The 15,520-nt window shown below is 63.5% G+C and carries 15 protein-coding genes; 5 read left to right on the top strand and 10 right to left on the bottom strand.

Features of this window, described 5'->3' with window-relative positions; all coding sequences use genetic code 11:
* Position 1: 1 nt before the first annotated feature.
* From V3C85_RS18830 to cobS, 3 genes are all read right to left on the bottom strand, one after another.
* Positions 2-1,795 (bottom strand): aminopeptidase P family protein, encoded by a 1,794-nt coding sequence (locus tag V3C85_RS18830; RefSeq protein ID WP_331797084.1) that lies wholly within the window; start codon positions 1,793-1,795, stop codon positions 2-4.
* A gap of 85 nt (positions 1,796-1,880) precedes the next feature.
* Positions 1,881-3,752 (bottom strand): cobaltochelatase subunit CobT, encoded by a 1,872-nt coding sequence (cobT, locus tag V3C85_RS18825; RefSeq protein ID WP_331797083.1) that lies wholly within the window; start codon positions 3,750-3,752, stop codon positions 1,881-1,883.
* Between the two features lie 72 nt (positions 3,753-3,824).
* The gene (cobS, locus tag V3C85_RS18820; RefSeq protein WP_331797245.1) at positions 3,825-4,799 is read right to left on the bottom strand and encodes a cobaltochelatase subunit CobS; all 975 of its coding nucleotides are present in this window, start codon (positions 4,797-4,799) and stop codon (positions 3,825-3,827) included.
* A gap of 175 nt (positions 4,800-4,974) precedes the next feature.
* Between cobS and msrB the strand changes: the two genes are divergently transcribed.
* Entirely contained in the window at positions 4,975-5,448 is a 474-nt protein-coding gene (gene msrB / locus V3C85_RS18815; protein WP_331797081.1) for a peptide-methionine (R)-S-oxide reductase MsrB, read from the top strand.
* Between the two features lie 15 nt (positions 5,449-5,463).
* On the opposite strand, the gene V3C85_RS18810 is transcribed toward msrB, so the two are convergent.
* Positions 5,464-6,096 (bottom strand): DnaJ domain-containing protein, encoded by a 633-nt coding sequence (locus V3C85_RS18810; RefSeq protein WP_331797080.1) that lies wholly within the window; start codon positions 6,094-6,096, stop codon positions 5,464-5,466.
* 84 nt (positions 6,097-6,180) lie between these two features.
* Between V3C85_RS18810 and V3C85_RS18805 the strand changes: the two genes are divergently transcribed.
* A complete protein-coding gene (locus V3C85_RS18805; protein ID WP_331797078.1) occupies positions 6,181-6,432 on the top strand; it encodes a BolA family protein in 252 nt (83 codons plus the stop codon).
* Between the two features lie 157 nt (positions 6,433-6,589).
* Here V3C85_RS18805 and V3C85_RS18800 read toward each other — a convergent pair whose 3' ends face one another.
* From V3C85_RS18800 to V3C85_RS18790, 3 genes are read right to left on the bottom strand one after another with little or no spacing between them, the layout of a single operon-like run.
* Positions 6,590-7,117 carry a peroxiredoxin gene (locus tag V3C85_RS18800; RefSeq protein WP_331797076.1) on the bottom strand — a complete coding sequence of 176 codons (528 nt, stop codon included), beginning with the start codon at positions 7,115-7,117 and terminating at the stop codon, positions 6,590-6,592.
* 16 nt (positions 7,118-7,133) lie between these two features.
* Entirely contained in the window at positions 7,134-7,559 is a 426-nt protein-coding gene (locus V3C85_RS18795) for a GlcG/HbpS family heme-binding protein (protein WP_331797075.1), read from the bottom strand.
* Complete coding sequence (locus V3C85_RS18790) at positions 7,556-9,724, bottom strand: malate synthase G (RefSeq protein WP_331797073.1); 2,169 nt, start codon at positions 9,722-9,724, stop codon at positions 7,556-7,558. Before V3C85_RS18790 ends, V3C85_RS18795 begins: the two co-directional genes overlap by 4 nt.
* 238 nt (positions 9,725-9,962) lie before the next feature.
* Here V3C85_RS18790 and V3C85_RS18785 point away from each other — a divergent pair, with 238 nt between their 5' ends.
* A complete protein-coding gene (locus V3C85_RS18785) occupies positions 9,963-10,430 on the top strand; it encodes an SRPBCC family protein (RefSeq protein WP_331797071.1) in 468 nt (155 codons plus the stop codon).
* A complete protein-coding gene (locus V3C85_RS18780) occupies positions 10,427-10,873 on the top strand; it encodes an SRPBCC domain-containing protein (RefSeq protein WP_331797069.1) in 447 nt (148 codons plus the stop codon). The genes V3C85_RS18785 and V3C85_RS18780 overlap by 4 nt, the downstream gene beginning before the upstream one ends.
* Positions 10,874-10,959: 86 nt before the next feature.
* On the opposite strand, the gene V3C85_RS18775 is transcribed toward V3C85_RS18780, so the two are convergent.
* The 3 genes from V3C85_RS18775 to V3C85_RS18765 are packed head-to-tail and all read right to left on the bottom strand — an operon-like array spanning position 10,960 to position 12,858.
* The gene (locus V3C85_RS18775; RefSeq protein ID WP_331797067.1) at positions 10,960-11,124 is read right to left on the bottom strand and encodes a DUF2256 domain-containing protein; all 165 of its coding nucleotides are present in this window, start codon (positions 11,122-11,124) and stop codon (positions 10,960-10,962) included.
* 3 nt (positions 11,125-11,127) lie between these two features.
* Positions 11,128-12,636 carry an FAD-binding domain-containing protein gene (locus V3C85_RS18770; protein ID WP_331797065.1) on the bottom strand — a complete coding sequence of 503 codons (1,509 nt, stop codon included), beginning with the start codon at positions 12,634-12,636 and terminating at the stop codon, positions 11,128-11,130.
* A gap of 39 nt (positions 12,637-12,675) precedes the next feature.
* Entirely contained in the window at positions 12,676-12,858 is a 183-nt protein-coding gene (locus V3C85_RS18765) for a hypothetical protein (protein WP_331797063.1), read from the bottom strand.
* A 95-nt stretch (positions 12,859-12,953) separates the two neighbouring features.
* Here V3C85_RS18765 and pepN point away from each other — a divergent pair, with 95 nt between their 5' ends.
* Positions 12,954-15,512 carry an aminopeptidase N gene (gene pepN / locus V3C85_RS18760; protein ID WP_331797061.1) on the top strand — a complete coding sequence of 853 codons (2,559 nt, stop codon included), beginning with the start codon at positions 12,954-12,956 and terminating at the stop codon, positions 15,510-15,512.
* Positions 15,513-15,520 lie beyond the last annotated feature (8 nt).

Here is a 15,520-nt window from a genome sequence, read left to right as displayed (position 1 = left end):
CTTAAAGCGGCTGGCAGGCTGCCCCAAGCCAGTCGCGCGCCGCATCGCCGACGCGCGCGGCCAGCTTGTCCCAGACACTGGCATGATAGGCATCCAGCCATGCCCTCTCATCCGGCGACAGCAGATCTGTCAGGATCAGGCGGCGGTCAAAGGGCACAAAGGTCAGGGTTTCAAAGGCAAATTGCGCGCGATTGTCCCCCAAGGCCGGGGCCTCTTCGACCGCGATCAGGTTTTCCAACCGAATGCCAAAGGCCCCTTCGCGGTAGTAACCCGGCTCGTTCGACAGGATCATCCCCGCCTGCAACGGCACCTCTGACACCCGGCTCAGCCGCTGCGGCCCCTCATGCACCGAAAGAAAGGCCCCAACCCCATGCCCGGTGCCATGATCGAAATCCTGCCCCGCAACCCACAGCGGAAAGCGGGCCAAGGGGTCAAGGTCGCGCCCCGCAAGGCCCTTTGGGAAACGCACGCGCGAAATGGCGATCATCCCCTGCAACACACGGGTATAGCAGGCCCGCGCCTCATCGCCCGGATCGCCAAGTGCTACAGTGCGGGTGATGTCGGTGGTGCCATCGCGATATTGCGCCCCGGAATCAACCAGCAACAATTCATCCTTGTGCAGCGCCCGGTTCGTCTCTTGCGTCACGCGGTAGTGCATGATCGCCCCATTCGGGCCGGATCCGCAGATCGTGTCAAAGCTGATGTCATGCAGGGCATTGGTGGCGCGGCGAAAGCCTTCCAGCGCTGTCACCACATCGATTTCAGTCAGGGTGCCGGGGGCCTTGGCCTCTAGCCAGCACAGAAACTCGACCATCGCGGCCCCGTCGCGCAAATGCGCCTCGCGCATGCCGGCCAATTCCCCGGCGGTCTTGCAGGCCTTGGGCAAACGGCAGGGGTCGTCCCCCCAGACCAGCGGCACGCCAGCCTCCTCCAACTCACGGCTGACAGCCAAAGGGGCGGTGCCCTTGTCCACCCGCACCGGGCCAGGCAGGCTGCGCAGGGCTGGTACAAAGGCCGCAGGCGGGCGCTGCGTGACATGGGCCCCCAGATGCGCCCTGACGGCATCATCCAGCTTGGCCGCATCGGTAAACAGCGTCACGCGCGCATCATCGTGCAGCACGGCAAAGCCCTGCAGCACCGGGTTGCGCGGCACATCGGCCCCCCGGATGTTCAACAGCCAGCACAGCGAATCCGGCAGGGTGATTACCGCGGCCCGTTGCCCGGCCCGGCGCAGCGCTTCGGCCAGCCGCTGCCGCTTGGACTCGCTGGTTTCGCCGGCCAGATCATCGCCATGCGCAAAGGCACGGCCCAAGGGCGCGGCGGGCTGGTCCGCCCAGATGGCATCAACCATATTCGCACAGGCCCGCAAGGTGACACCCGATCCGGCCAAGGTTTCCTCAAGCTTTTCAATTTCCTCGGCACTGTGCAGCCAGGGGTCAAAACCAACCTCGCCCGCCGCCAGATGATCGCGCAGCCACGCGCCGGGCTTGATCTCGGGCCAGGGCACCGGCGTGTAATGGGCCAGATCGACCTGCGCCTTGACCTGCACCCGATAGCGCCCGTCGATAAACACCCCCGCCACATCCGGCAACACGATGCAAAACCCGGCCGAACCGGTAAAGCCGGTCAGCCATTGCAACCGCTCATCCCGGGCGGCCACATATTCGCCCTGATGCGCATCGGCGCGCGGCACGATGAACCCCGCCAAGCCCGCTTGGGCCAGTCGCGCGCGCAGCGCTGCCAGACGGGGGCCGCCCTGCGCCGGATTGGCATGGCTGTCAAAGCTTTGGAACATCACTTGGCCCCTTCATCTGTTCAAAAATATCCTCGGGGGTGAATGGGCCGCAGGCCCAGGGGGGGCAGACAGCCCCCCTTCTGTCTTACCCCACCTTGCGCATGCCCAGAACACGGGCGCGCTTGCGCGGATCGCTGTCAAACAGCCCGGCCAGCTGTTCGGTCATCGCCCCGGCCAGTTGCTCGACATCGGTGATGGTCACGGCGCGCTGGTAATAGCGGGTCACGTCATGGCCGATGCCGATGGCGATCAGCTCGACCGCCTTTTTGCGTTCGACCATGGCAATCACATCGCGCAGATGCTTTTCCAGGAAATTCGCGGGGTTCACCGACAGGGTCGAATCGTCCACCGGTGCGCCATCGGAAATCACCATCAGGATCTTTCGCGCCTCGGGCCGGGCCAGCATGCGCCGATGCGCCCATTCCAGCGCCTCGCCGTCGATGTTTTCCTTCAGCAGGCCTTCTTTCATCATCAGCCCCAGATTGGGCCGTGCCCGCCGCCAAGGCGCATCGGCGGATTTATAGATGATATGCCGCAGATCGTTCAGCCGGCCCGGTTGCTGGGGGCGGCCCTGCGCCAGCCAGCGTTCGCGGTTCTGGCCGCCTTTCCAGGCGCGGGTGGTAAAGCCCAGGATCTCGACCTTGACGCTGCAACGCTCCAGCGTGCGGGCCAGAACATCGGCGCAGATGGCCGCAATCGAAATCGGCCGCCCGCGCATCGAACCGGAATTGTCCAGCAGCAGCGTCACGCAGGTGTCGCGGAATTCGGTATCCTTTTCCTGCTTGAACGACAGCGGGGTGGTCGGGTTGGCCACCACGCGCGCCAGGCGGCCCGCATCCAGCGTGCCTTCCTCCAGATCGAACAGCCAGCTGCGGTTCTGCTGGGCCTGCAGGCGGCGTTGCAACTTGTTGGCCAGCCGGCTGACGGCACCTTTCAGCGGATCAAGCTGCTGGTCCAGATAGGCGCGCAGCCGGTCCAACTCTGCCGGTTCGGCCAGATCCTCGGCGCGGATCTCTTCGTCAAATTCGGTCGTGTAAACCGTGTAATTCGGGTCGGCCGCCGAATGCGGGGCAGCGGGCGGCGGCTCCAGCGGGGCCTCGCCTTCGGGCATCTCCTGCTCGTCGCCCTGTTCCATATCGGCGCTGTCATCCATCGAGACCTGCGCCTGACTTTGGTCCTGCTGCTGCTCTTGGCTTTGTTCGGGGCTGGCCTCGGCCTCGTCCTGATCCGACTGATCGTCGCCGTTGCTTTCCGGCTCTTGCTGGTCTTCCTGCGCTTCGTCGTTCAGATCGTCTTCATCCGGCGCATCCGGGTCATCGCCCAACTGATCCCCATAGCCCAGATCCGCAATCACCTTGCGGGCCAGACGGGCAAAGGCGGCCTGATCGGCCAGAACATGGTCGATATTTTCCAGCGTGTCGCTGGCCTGTTCCTCGATAAAGCCGCGCCACAGGTTCATGACATTGGCCGCACTGGCAGGCAGATCACGCCCCGTCGCCAGATGCCGCACCAGATAGCCCGCAGCCACCGGCAAAGGCGCATCTTGCGTGCTGGTGATCTGACCATAGCCTTTGCGGTCGGCCTCATGCCCGATCTTGGCGTCGATATTGCCCGCCGTTCCCGGCATCTCGCGGGCACCGACGGCTTCGCAGCGCGCGGTTTCCATCGCCTCATAGATGTCACGCGCCAATTGGCCGCTTGGGGCATAGCGGTTGTGCGTGGCCTCGTTGTGGAACTTGCGGCGCAGCGCAAAGGCATCGGCCGTGCCACGCGCCAGCAGCACTTCGTCCCGCGTCATGCGGCGGCTGACCTGTGGCAGACGCACGCCTTCGCGGTTCATCCCCGGCGGATCGACCGAGTATGACACCGTCATCTCGGGATCGTTGGCCATGGTCTTGGTGGCCTCGGCAAGGGCCTTTTTGAACGGATCAGCGGGGTTGTCGGTGGGTTTTGTCATGTCTCGCCCCGGTCGGGCGGGCAGCATCGCCCGCCATTGTGGCAGCAGCGGCGGGGCATGCCCCGCCTGCGCTTATCTCATCGCCATGCTGGCCGCTGACTCGGGCAATTCCTCGGCAAAGCAGCGCTGGTAGAATTCGGCCACGGTCTGGCGCTCCAACTCGTCGCATTTGTTCAGAAAGCTAAGCCGGAACGCATAGCCGACATTGCGGAAAATCTCGGCATTCTGGGCCCAGTTCAGCACGGTGCGCGGACTCATGACCGTGGAGAGATCACCGTTCATAAAGGCCGTGCGCGTCAGATCGGCCACGGTGACCATCTGGTTGATCACCTTGCGGCCTTTTTCGGTGTTGTAATGGGGGTTCTTGGCCAGAACGATCGCCGCCTCGGCATCATGCGACAGATAGTTCAGCGTGGCGACCAGCGACCAGCGGTCCATCTGGGCCTGGTTGATCTGCTGGGTGCCGTGATACAGGCCGGTGGTATCACCAAGGCCCACCGTGTTTGCCGTGGCAAACAGCCGGAACGACGGATGCGGGGCGATGACCTCGTTCTGGTCCATCAATGTCAGCTTGCCATCATGTTCCAGCACGCGCTGGATGACAAACATCACATCGGCGCGGCCGGCATCATATTCGTCAAACACGATGGCGCAGGGGTTGCGCAGGGCCCAAGGCAGGATGCCTTCCTGAAATTCAGTCACTTGCTTGCCATCGCGCAGCTTGATGGCATCCTTGCCGATCAGGTCGATCCGGCTGATGTGGCTGTCAAGGTTGACGCGCACACAGGGCCAGTTCAGGCGGGCGGCCACCTGTTCGATATGGGTCGATTTTCCGGTGCCGTGATAGCCCTGGATCATCACCCGGCGGTTATAGGCAAAGCCTGCCAGAATGGCCAAGGTGGTGTCGGGGTCGAATTTGTAGGTGGGGTCGATTTCGGGCACGCGTTCTGTCCGCTCGGCGAAGCCCTTGACCTTCATGTCGGTATCAATGCCGAACACATCGCGCACAGAGATTTCTTCGGTCGGTTTCATCGCGTGATCCAGCATCGTCGTCATCCATCCTTGCCCCAAAGGGCCTCATCAACCCGTGAGTTGTGGAACATATCACGGGGGGGTGCAAGGGGAAGGGCTGTATCCGAAACAACCTTTGCCGCCTGGTGAAACCTTTTGCCCTGTGCCAGCGTAATGCAAGGCAAGACCAACCTTTGATGAGGAGCAGATCATGGAACGCAGGGCTTTTGTCTGGGGCGGGCTTGCCAGTCTGGTGGCGGCGTCGGCACTGGGGCGCAGGGCCGGGGCTGAGGGCACGTTTGAGGTGACGCTGACCGAGGCGGAATGGCGCAAGCGCCTGACAGATATGCAATTTGCGGTCTTGCGTCAGGAAAAGACCGAGCGCGCGGGCACCAGCCCGCTGGACCGTGAAAAGCGCAAGGGCACCTTTCACTGTGCCGGATGCGATCTGGCCGTGTTTTCGTCAGACCACAAATATGACAGCGGAACCGGGTGGCCCAGTTTCTGGCAGCCCTTGCCGAATGCGATTGGCACCAAATCCGACAACAGCCTGTTTGTCACCCGCACTGAGGTGCATTGCCGCAGATGTGGCGGGCATTTTGGCCATGTGTTCAGTGACGGGCCAAAGCCCACGGGCAAACGCTATTGCATGAATGGGGCGGCTTTGGTGTTCAAACCTGCCTAAGCCTTTGAAGGGCAGTCATTCCTTGAAAAAACGGCTGTCCTTCAACTGATCCCAGGCCCAGACCACCTCTTGCAATTGTTCTTCATGCGTGCGGTCGCCGCCGTTCATGTCGGGGTGAAGAACCTTGATCAAACCCTTGTAAGCCTTGCGGATTTCGGTTTTCGACATGGTGTCGCGGCAATCAAGGATTTCCAGCGCCTTGCGTTCGGTCGAGGGCAGTTTGCGGGTGGCGAGGGCTGCGACGCGGCCGGGGTTCTGGGTGGCTTTTTCGCCCAGCAATTCCATCGGATCATCCACCCCAAGGCGGGCCCATGCATTGCCATCCCCTTGACGCGAAAAGGGTTTTGTCTCGCGGCCCCAAAGGCGGTCCTTGTCCAGAAACTTCTGGAATTCATCATCCGTGGTGCCTTCGAAGAAGTTCCATTTCAGATTGTATTCGCGAATATGATCTTTGCAGAACCAGAAGAATTCATCCAGCAAATCAGGGCTTTTGGGGGCCCTGTATTGGCCGTGCTCGCTGCATCCGGGGTATTCGCACGACCGGGTAGAGGTGTCGTAAGCCCCTGAAAAGCCACGGCGATTTGTCTTTTTCTTCTTTTTGTCCGCAGAGACACGCATGTCAAAGTCAAACGGGGGTTTGGTAACCATGAAGGGGGCCTTTCCCTGGCTTTCCGACTCGGGCGCTACAGTTTAGGGATTTGGCCGAGAAGGTGAAAGGGGAGGATGATAAAAATGCCCGTGAAGGATGAGATGGAGGCGCGGCTGCGTCAGGCGTTTTCGGTGCAACTGCTTGAAATTGAAAACGAAAGCTACAAACACGCGGGCCATTCGGGCGATGATGGCAGCGGTGAAAGCCACTTTCGCATCAAAATTCGCAGCCCCGATCTGGCCGAATTGGGCCGGGTGCAGCGTCACCGGGCGGTGCTTGCGGCGCTGGGGGATATCAACACCCGCGTGCATGCCATCGCGCTGGACCTTGGCTGACGCCCCCCCCCCGCTGCCGTGGGTTTTGCGTGGGATAGGCGTGGTTTTTGCGTGCCACATCTGTGGTCACAGCCGTCACCACAGCGCAAAGCGGCCAAAGCCCCGCGCGCCGCGGGCGGGGCTGGGTTGCAAGGCGGGGCTTTGATCGGCGATTTGCCTAGCGGGCGCGCAGATGGGCCAGCATGGTGGCGGCATCCGAGACCTGCACCGGCACGCCGGGCGGATTGTCGCCAAAGCCCGGTTCGGCAAACAGGGCCGTGATCTGCCGATCTTCGACCAGCATCGAATAGCGCCATGAGCGCATCCCCATGCCCGTGGCCGACCGATCCACCAGCATCCCCATCTTGCGGGTGAATTCGCCATTGCCATCGGGCAGCATCCGCAGCCGCGTGATGCCCTGGGACTTGGCCCATTGGAACATCACAAAGGCATCGTTGACCGAAAGGCAGATCACCTCATCCACGCCAAGGGCCGCGAAATCATCCATCGCGGCTTCATAGCCCGGCAGGTGGCTGTCGGAACAGGCCGGGGTAAAGGCGCCGGGCAGGGCGAACAGCACCACCCGGCGGCCTGCGAACAGATCGTCGCTGGTGACGGCCCGCCATTCATAGGGGTTGGGGCCGCCCAAGGCATCGTTGCGCACGCGGGTGTGAAACGTGGCCTGCGGCACGGTTTGCGGTGTCATGCGCGGCCCCCCCAGATCAGGCATTGGGCACAAGGCCTGCGGCCTCGATCCCGGCGATGGCGGCGAGGGCGTCATTATCCGACGTGTCGCCCGTAACACCCACGGCCCCCAGCGTATTGCCCTTGGCATCCTGCACCAGAACGCCGCCTTTGACCGGCACGAAATCGCCGCCATAGATGCCGTTCATGGCCTGCACGAAATAGGCCTGCGTTTCGGCACGGGCATGGATGGCACTGCCGGGCAGGCCCATCATCACGCAGGCATTGGCCTTGCCATGGGCCAGCGCATAGCGGCCCACGGCCGCCCCGTCCTGCCGTTCAAAGGCGATGGTGTGGCCGCCGGCATCGACAACGACAACCGACAGCGGCTTCATGCCCAGTTCCTGCCCCTTGGCGAGGGCGGTGGAAATGATCTTGCGGGCCTTGCGAAGGGTAATGCTCATTTTGCGGCGACCTTTGACAGTTGGGCTTTCTTTTCCAGACGGCGGGCATGCAGCACCGGTTCGGTATAGCCCGAGGGCTGTTCGCGGCCCCGGATCACCAGATCGCAGGCAGCCTTGAAGGCCACGCCATCAAAGGCCGGTGCCATCGGTTCATAGGCCGGATCGCCCGCATTCTGGCGGTCAACCACCTCGGCCATCTTCTTCATTGTGGCCATCACCTCTTGCTCGCCCACGATGCCGTGGTGCAGCCAGTTGGCAATATGCTGCGAGGAGATGCGGCAGGTGGCGCGGTCTTCCATCAGGCCGACATCATTGATGTCTGGCACCTTGGAGCAGCCCACGCCCTGATCGACCCAGCGCACGACATAGCCCAGAATGCCTTGGGCGTTGTTTTCAACCTCGGCCAGGATCTGTTCGGGTGTCCATTTGCGATAGCTGGCCAGGGGCACATCCAGGATCGAGTCGACATAGGCACGGCGGCCGCCCTTTTTCAGCTTGGCCTGAACGGCGAACACGTCGATGCGGTGGTAATGCAGCGCATGCAGGGTGGCGGCGGTGGGCGAGGGCACCCAGGCGCAGTTGGCGCCCTGTTTCGGGTGATCGACCTTTTGTTCCAGCATCGCCGCCATCAGATCAGGCGCGGCCCACATGCCCTTGCCGATCTGGGCCCGGCCCGAAAAGCCGCATTCCAGCCCGATATCGACGTTCTGGTTTTCATAAGCCGTGATCCAGCCCTTGCGCTTGATGAAATCCTTGCGGCTGAAGGGGCCTGCTTCCATCGAGGTGTGGATTTCATCGCCGGTGCGGTCAAGAAAGCCGGTGTTGATAAAGCAGACGCGGGCCTTGGCGGCGCGGATGCATTCCTTGAGGTTCACCGATGTGCGGCGTTCTTCATCCATCACGCCCAGCTTGACCGTGTTCCTCGGCAGGCCAAGGGCGGCTTCGACGCGGGTAAAGATCTCATCGGCAAAGGCCACTTCTTCGGGGCCGTGCATCTTGGGTTTGACGACATAGACCGAGCCTTGGGTGCTGTTGCGCGGACCTGCGGTCTTTTGCAGGTCGTGCCGGGCGATCAGCGTGGTGATCATCGCATCCATCAGGCCCTCGAACACCTCATGCCCCTGGGCATCAAGGATCGCGGGGTTGGTCATCAGATGGCCCACATTGCGCACCAACAGCAGGGCGCGGCCCTTGACGGTGACAGTGCCGTTGCCATCGGGGGTGGTATAGCTGCGGTCGCCCGACAGCGCGCGGGTCACGGTCTTGCCGCCCTTGTCAAAGCTTTCGACCAGATCGCCCTTCATCAGGCCCAGCCAGTTGCGATAGGCCAGAACCTTGTCCTCGCCATCGACGCAGGCCACGCTGTCTTCGCAATCCATGATCGCCGACAGCGCGCTTTCCAGATGCACCGCGGCCAGCCCGGCCTGATCGCGCGCGCCAATCGGATGGGTGCGGTCGAACGCCAGTTCGACATGCAGGCCATTGTTTTTCAGCAAGATCGTCTCGGGGGCCATGGGATGGCCGCGATAGCCCACGAATTTGGCCGGGTCTTTCAGCGGCAGGTCATCAGCCAGAAGCTGGCCCTTGCTGATGTGATAGCGCCGCACATCGGCATGGCTGGTGCCGTCCAGCGGGAAAGCCTCGTCCAGAAACACGCGGGCGCGGGCCACAACGCGGGCGCCGCGGCCCCGGTCATAGGCGCCTTTGGGCGGGGCTGACCCCATGGCATCGGTGCCGTAAAGCCCGTCATAAAGATTGCCCCAGCGCGCATTGGCGGCGTTCAGCGCATAACGGGCATTGGTGATCGGCACCACCAGTTGCGGGCCGGCGACAGTGGCAATCTCGGGGTCGGTATCGGCGGTTTCAATCTCGAACGCGCCCCCTTCGGGCACCAGATAGCCGATCTCGGCCAGAAAGGCCTTATAAGCCTCATGGTCATGCGGTTTGCCGCGGTTGGCGATGTGCCAGGCATCAATCTGGGCCTGCAGCTTGTCGCGCTTGGCCAGCAGGGCGCGGTTCTTTGGCGTCAGATCGGTGAGGATCTGGGCAAAGCCGGCCCAAAAGGCCTCTGGCGTGATCCCGGTGCCGGGCAGGGCCTCTTGGTCGACAAAGGCTTTCAGCCGGGCATCCACGCCCAGCCCGTTGATGGTGATCCGGTCGGTCATCGCTCTTCCTCCCTTGGCCGCGCGCAAGGCCTGCCATCGCGGCGCTGTATGCTGTGGGATACGAATAGACCGAAAGTTTCCGATAGGCAACAAACGTGGTCAATTAACTTGACCAGTTTTTCTGCAGCTATTTCAGGCGCAACCGGAAAATCCCCGCACCGGCCCGCGATGCGTTAAACTGGTCCAAAACCGGGCCAAGACTGGCACTATGAGTCGCTGGTGCAAGGGGGGAAGTCGCATGCCGCAAGATCCGCAGACAGACCTGGACCTGAGGGTGCATCTGGCCGCGCCACCGGACAAGGTCTGGCGCGCCCTGACCGAACCTGCCCTGCTGGAACAGTGGTTTGCGCCAAAGCCGGTGGTGACACGCGACGTGGTGCTAGAGCTGTGGCCGGGGGGCAGTTTCAAGACCACGATGGATGTGCCGGGCCATGGCACGGTTCACGGCCATGGCTGCGTGCTTGAGGTGGTGCCCAACCACCGGCTGGTCTGGACAGATCTGATGCAGGGCGGTTATCGGCCCAATTCTGGCGGGTTGGGGTTCACCGCCCTCGTTACACTGTCGCCCGACGCCACTGGCACAGTATACCACGCACGGGCCATGCACCGCACGGCTGACCAATGCGCGCAGCATCAGGCGATGGGCTTTCACGACGGCTGGGGCAAGGCCGCACAGCAACTGGATGAACTGGCAGGGCAACTATGAGCGGACGGACAATCCTGATGACACAGGTGGTGCAGGCCACCCCGGCGCAGATCTGGGCCTGTTGGACAGACCCCGATCTGTTGCCGCGCTGGTTCGGGCCCAAGGGGCATAGGTGCGTGACCCATGAAATCGACCTGCGCCAAGGGGGGCATTGGCTGTTTGACATGATCGGCCCCGCGGGCGAGGTCTATCCAAACCTGCACCGCTATGATCTCTATCTGCCACAGACGCGGCTGGAATACCGCCTGTTCGACCCGCGCAGCGATGATCTGCATGCCGAGGCCGAAGTGACCCTGACCCCTGTGGCCGGGGGCTGCCGCGTGACCTTGGAGATGACGTTTCCCAGCCGCACCATCCGCGATGCGGCGGTGAATTTCGGCGCGGTTGAACTGGGGCAGACCAGCTTGCAAAAACTGGCCACCCTGGCCCAAGCGCAGGCGTGATGGTCTTCATCTTGGCCCAAATACTCCGGGGGTGAATGGGCCAAAGGCCCAGAGGGGGCAGCGCGCCCTCCCTTCTTTCCAGACCGTCAGCCCTTGCTGCCCTTGCCGCCCTTGGCCGCGCCCCGGCAGCGATCCGAGCAATATCTGACCTGATCCCAGACCTTTTCCCATTTCTTGCGCCAGGCAAAGGGGCGGCCACAGGTGGCGCAGGTTTTCTGCGGCAGATCGCCTTTTTTCACCATCTTTGCCATGGTTTACAGATCAAAGCTCAGTTGGGGTGATGGCGCGCTGCGGCGCGGGCGCGGGGTGCGGTCATTGACAAAACGGGGGTCGGCGCGGCTGGCATGACGCTCGACAATGGCCGAGATATCGCGGCGGTCGGCGGTTTTGCGCAGGCCAAAGATGGCGTCGCGGGCGGCGCGCTGGCTGGCGGCGACATCGACGATCGGTTCGGGGTAGCGCCGGCCCAACAGGCTTTGTGCGCCCTCCCACCGCCAGGGGCTTTGCAGATGTTCGTCCGGCACCGGGGCCAGTTCGGGCACCCAGCGGCGGGTAAAGACGCCGGTCGGATCCTGATCATGGCCCTGTTTGACCGGGTTATAGATGCGCGGGGTGTTGATGCCGGTCACGCCCGATTGCATTTGCACCTGCGGCCAGTGGATGCCGGGTTCATAATCGGTAAAGCGGCGGGCCAAGACCGCGCCTGTCGCCCGCCAATCCAGCCACAGATGATACGAGGCCACGGCCATCACCATGCTGCGCATCCGAAAATTCAGCCAGCCCGTCGCCGCCAGATAGCGCATGCAGGCGTCCAGAAACGGCAGGCCGGTTTCGCCCACGCTCCAGGCGTGCAGGCGCAGCGGGTCGGGGATGCGGGGGCGCAGGTCATCGGCGGCGCGGTGCAGGGCGTGGATTTCGATCCTGGGCTGATCTTCCAGCTTTTGCATGAAGTGGTCGCGCCAGGCGAGGCGCGATTGAAAGCTGGTCAGCGCGCCCGTCCAGCGCCCGCCGGGGCGTTCGGCCTGCCGCGCCTCGGTGGCCTGCACCACAGCGCGCAGCGACAGGGTGCCAAGGGCGATATGGGGCGAAAGCCGCGAACAGGCGCGCTCGCCGCCCAAGGGCGAGGACATGGCGGCGCGGTAAGGTTCGCCCCGTTTTGACAAAAAGCTGTCCAGCAAGGCGCTGGCCTGGGCGTGACCGCCGATCTGGCGATGCGGGCAGGGGTCTTCGGCCAGTTTCAGCGCCCGGGCCGAGGGGATCTGCCCCGCCTCGACCCCCGGCACGGCCTGCAAGGCCGGGGGCGGCAGGGGCGGCTGCGCCATAAAGGTATCGCGGCGCCGTGCCCAGCCATCGCGGCTGCGCAGGCGGCGGGTGATGCCCGATTGTGGCAGTTCTTGCCAGTCGATGCCCTGTGCGCGCGCCCAGGCCGCCACCCGCTGGTCGCGGCCATAGGTCCACAGATTGCCGGTTTCCTCATGGCTGACAAGGGTGGTGATGCGGTGCTGGCGGCACAGGCGGTCCAGCGTGCTGACCGCCTCGCCCACCCGCACCACAAGCGGTGCGCCAAGGCCGCGCAATTGCAGGCGCAGGCTTTCAACCGCCTCGGCCGTCAGGGCCCATTGCCGGGCCGAGGTGTCGGGCAGCGCCCAATACTCCGGCTCGACAATATAAACCGGCAACACCGCGCCCAGACGGGCGGCGGCGGTCAGGGCGGGGTGATCATCGACCCGCAGATCGCGTTTGAACCAGACAAGAACATTCATGGAACATTTATGTAGCCTCCGGCGCAGATTCGTAAAGCCTTAACCGTTCATCGGGGCGGTTATGGCGGGGGATTCTTCGCCGGGTGTCTGGCCTTCATCGACCAGCCAGACCGACAGGCCGAAAAACAGCGCGAGGGCAAAGGCCACAACGGCGATCATGCCGATCAGGGCGCTGCGGTGGCGGGCTTTCTGGCGGTCAAGGTTGGTATCGGGGGCTGACATGGGGTCTCCTTTCGCTTTGGGCGCAGTTGCGATGCGCGGCATGGGGGGCTAACGTCCGGGCAGATGGATCTGTTCCCCAGCCTCAAGGAGACGTGATGAAGGACGCCAGCCCGCAGACGGTTTTCCTGTCGGATTATCAACCTTTTACCCATGTGGTGCAGCAGGTGGCGCTGACCTTTCGGCTGGCCCCGGCCGCCACGCGGGTGCTGGCGCGGCTGACGCTTGCGCCCAATCCGCTGCGGCCTGGGGCGCAGGATCTGCGGCTGGATGGCGAAGGGCTGCGGCTGATCTCGTGCCGCGTCGACGGGCAGGCGGTGGGGGTGGTGCCCGATGCCACGGGGCTGACGCTGGCGGCCGATCTTTTGCCCAACCGCGCCTTTGTGCTGGAAACCGAGGTCGAGATTGCCCCCGAGGCCAATACCGCGCTGGAGGGGCTGTATATGTCGAACGGCATGTATTGCACGCAATGTGAGGCCGAGGGCTTTCGCAAGATCACCTTTTACCCCGACCGCCCGGATGTGATGGCCCCGTTCAAGGTGCGCATCGAGGGCGATCTGCCGGTGCTGTTGTCGAACGGCAACCCGGTGGCGCAGGGGCCGGGCTGGGCGGAATGGGATGATCCCTGGCCCAAGCCGGCCTATCTGTTCGCATTGGTGGCGGGCGATCTGGTGGCCCATGCGGGCCGGTTCCGCACAGGTTCGGGGCGCGAGGTGGCGCTGAACATCTGGGTGCGCAAGGGGGATGAGGACCGCTGCGCCTATGCGATGGACAGCCTGATCCGGTCGATGGCCTGGGATGAAAAGGTCTATGGCCGCGAATACGACTTGGACATTTTCAACATTGTTGCCGTCGATGACTTCAATATGGGCGCGATGGAGAACAAGGGCTTGAACATTTTCAACTCTAAGTTCGTTCTGGCCAGCCCTGAGACGGCGACCGACGATGACTATGCCCGGATCGAGGCGATCATCGCGCATGAGTATTTTCACAACTGGACGGGCAACCGCATCACCTGCCGCGACTGGTTTCAGCTGTGCCTGAAAGAGGGGCTGACCGTGTTCCGCGATCAGCAGTTTTCGGGCGACATGCGCAGCCATGCGGTCAAGCGGATCGAAGATGTGCTGATGCTGCGCGCCCGCCAGTTCCGCGAGGATCAGGGGCCGCTGGCGCATCCGGTGCGCCCGGATTCCTATATGGAGATCAACAACTTCTACACTGCCACGGTCTATGAAAAAGGGGCTGAGGTGATCGGGATGCTGAAGCGCCTTGTGGGTGATGATGGCTATGCCCGCGCGCTGGATCTGTATTTCGACCGCCATGATGGCGAGGCCGCGACGATCGAGGATTGGTTGACGGTGTTCGAGGATGCCACGGGCCGCGATCTGACCCAGTTCAAGCGCTGGTATACCGAGGCCGGAACACCGGTTCTGAAGGTCACGGAAGACTGGAAGGACGGCACCTATACCCTTCATTTCGAACAGGAAAACCCCGCCACGCCGGGCCAGCCGGTCAAGGGCGCCAAGGTGCTGCCGATTGCCGTGGGGCTGATCGGGGGGAATGGCGATGAGGTGGTGCCAACGACTGTCCTGGAGATGACAGAGACGCGGCAGAGCTTTGCCTTTGAGGGGCTGTCGTCGCGGCCGGTGGCGTCAGTCTTGCGGGGGTTTTCGGCGCCGGTGATCCTTGATTTTCCGCGCTCGGTGGGGGATCGCGAGTTTTTGCTGGAGCATGACACCGACCCGTTCAACAAATGGGAGGCGGGCCGCGCCTTTGCCAAGGAGCAACTGGCGCGGATGGTGACGGGGGCCGAACTGTCGCCCAGTTGGACCGCCGCGCTGGCACGGGTGGTTCTGGACCCATCGCTGGACCCGGCGTTTCGGGCGCTGTGCCTGCGGCTGCCATCGGATGACGATATGGCGCAGACCCTGCATGCCGCCGGGCAGGTGCCTGATCCGGCCCGTATCTATGCGGCGCGGCGGCGGATGGGGCTGGCGCTGGCCGAGCATCTGGCGCCGAATTTGCCGGGGCTGCTGGCCGATCTGGCCAATCCGGGGGCCTTTTCGCCCGATGCGGCCTTTGCCGGGCGGCGGGCACTGCGGCAGGCGCTTTTGGCGTTGATGACGCGGCTGGATGATGGTGTGGCGGCGCAGATGGCCTTTGCCGAGGCCGACAACATGACCGACTCGCTGGGGGCGCTGACCTGCCTTGTAGACAATGGGCGGGGGGCTGCGGAACTGGCGGCCTTTGCGGCGCGCTGGTCGGGCGATGCGAATGTGATGGACAAGTGGTTCATGTTGCAGATCGCCTATGCCGCGCCGGATCGGGCGGTTGAGGTGGCGCGCGATCTGGTGGCGTTGCCGTCGTTCAACTGGAAGAACCCCAACCGCTTCCGCTCGGTCATCGGGGCGCTGTCGGCCAATCATGCCGGGTTCCACCGGGCCGATGGGGCGGGCTATGCCTTTGTGGCCGATTGGCTGTTGCGGCTGGACCCGGTGAACCCGCAGACCGCGGCGCGGATGTCCACCGCGTTTGAGACCTGGCGGCGCTATGATGCCGACCGCAGCCAGATGGTGCAGGCCCAGTTGCGGCGTATTCTGGCGCAGCCGGGGCTAAGCCGCGACATGACCGAGATGGTGGGGCGGATGCTGGGGTAGGCGGCCGG

The organism is Pseudotabrizicola sp. L79, from assembly GCF_036553525.1.
Taxonomy (GTDB): Bacteria; Pseudomonadota; Alphaproteobacteria; order Rhodobacterales; family Rhodobacteraceae; genus Pseudotabrizicola.
This window is presented reverse-complemented; position numbering and strand designations above follow the sequence as displayed.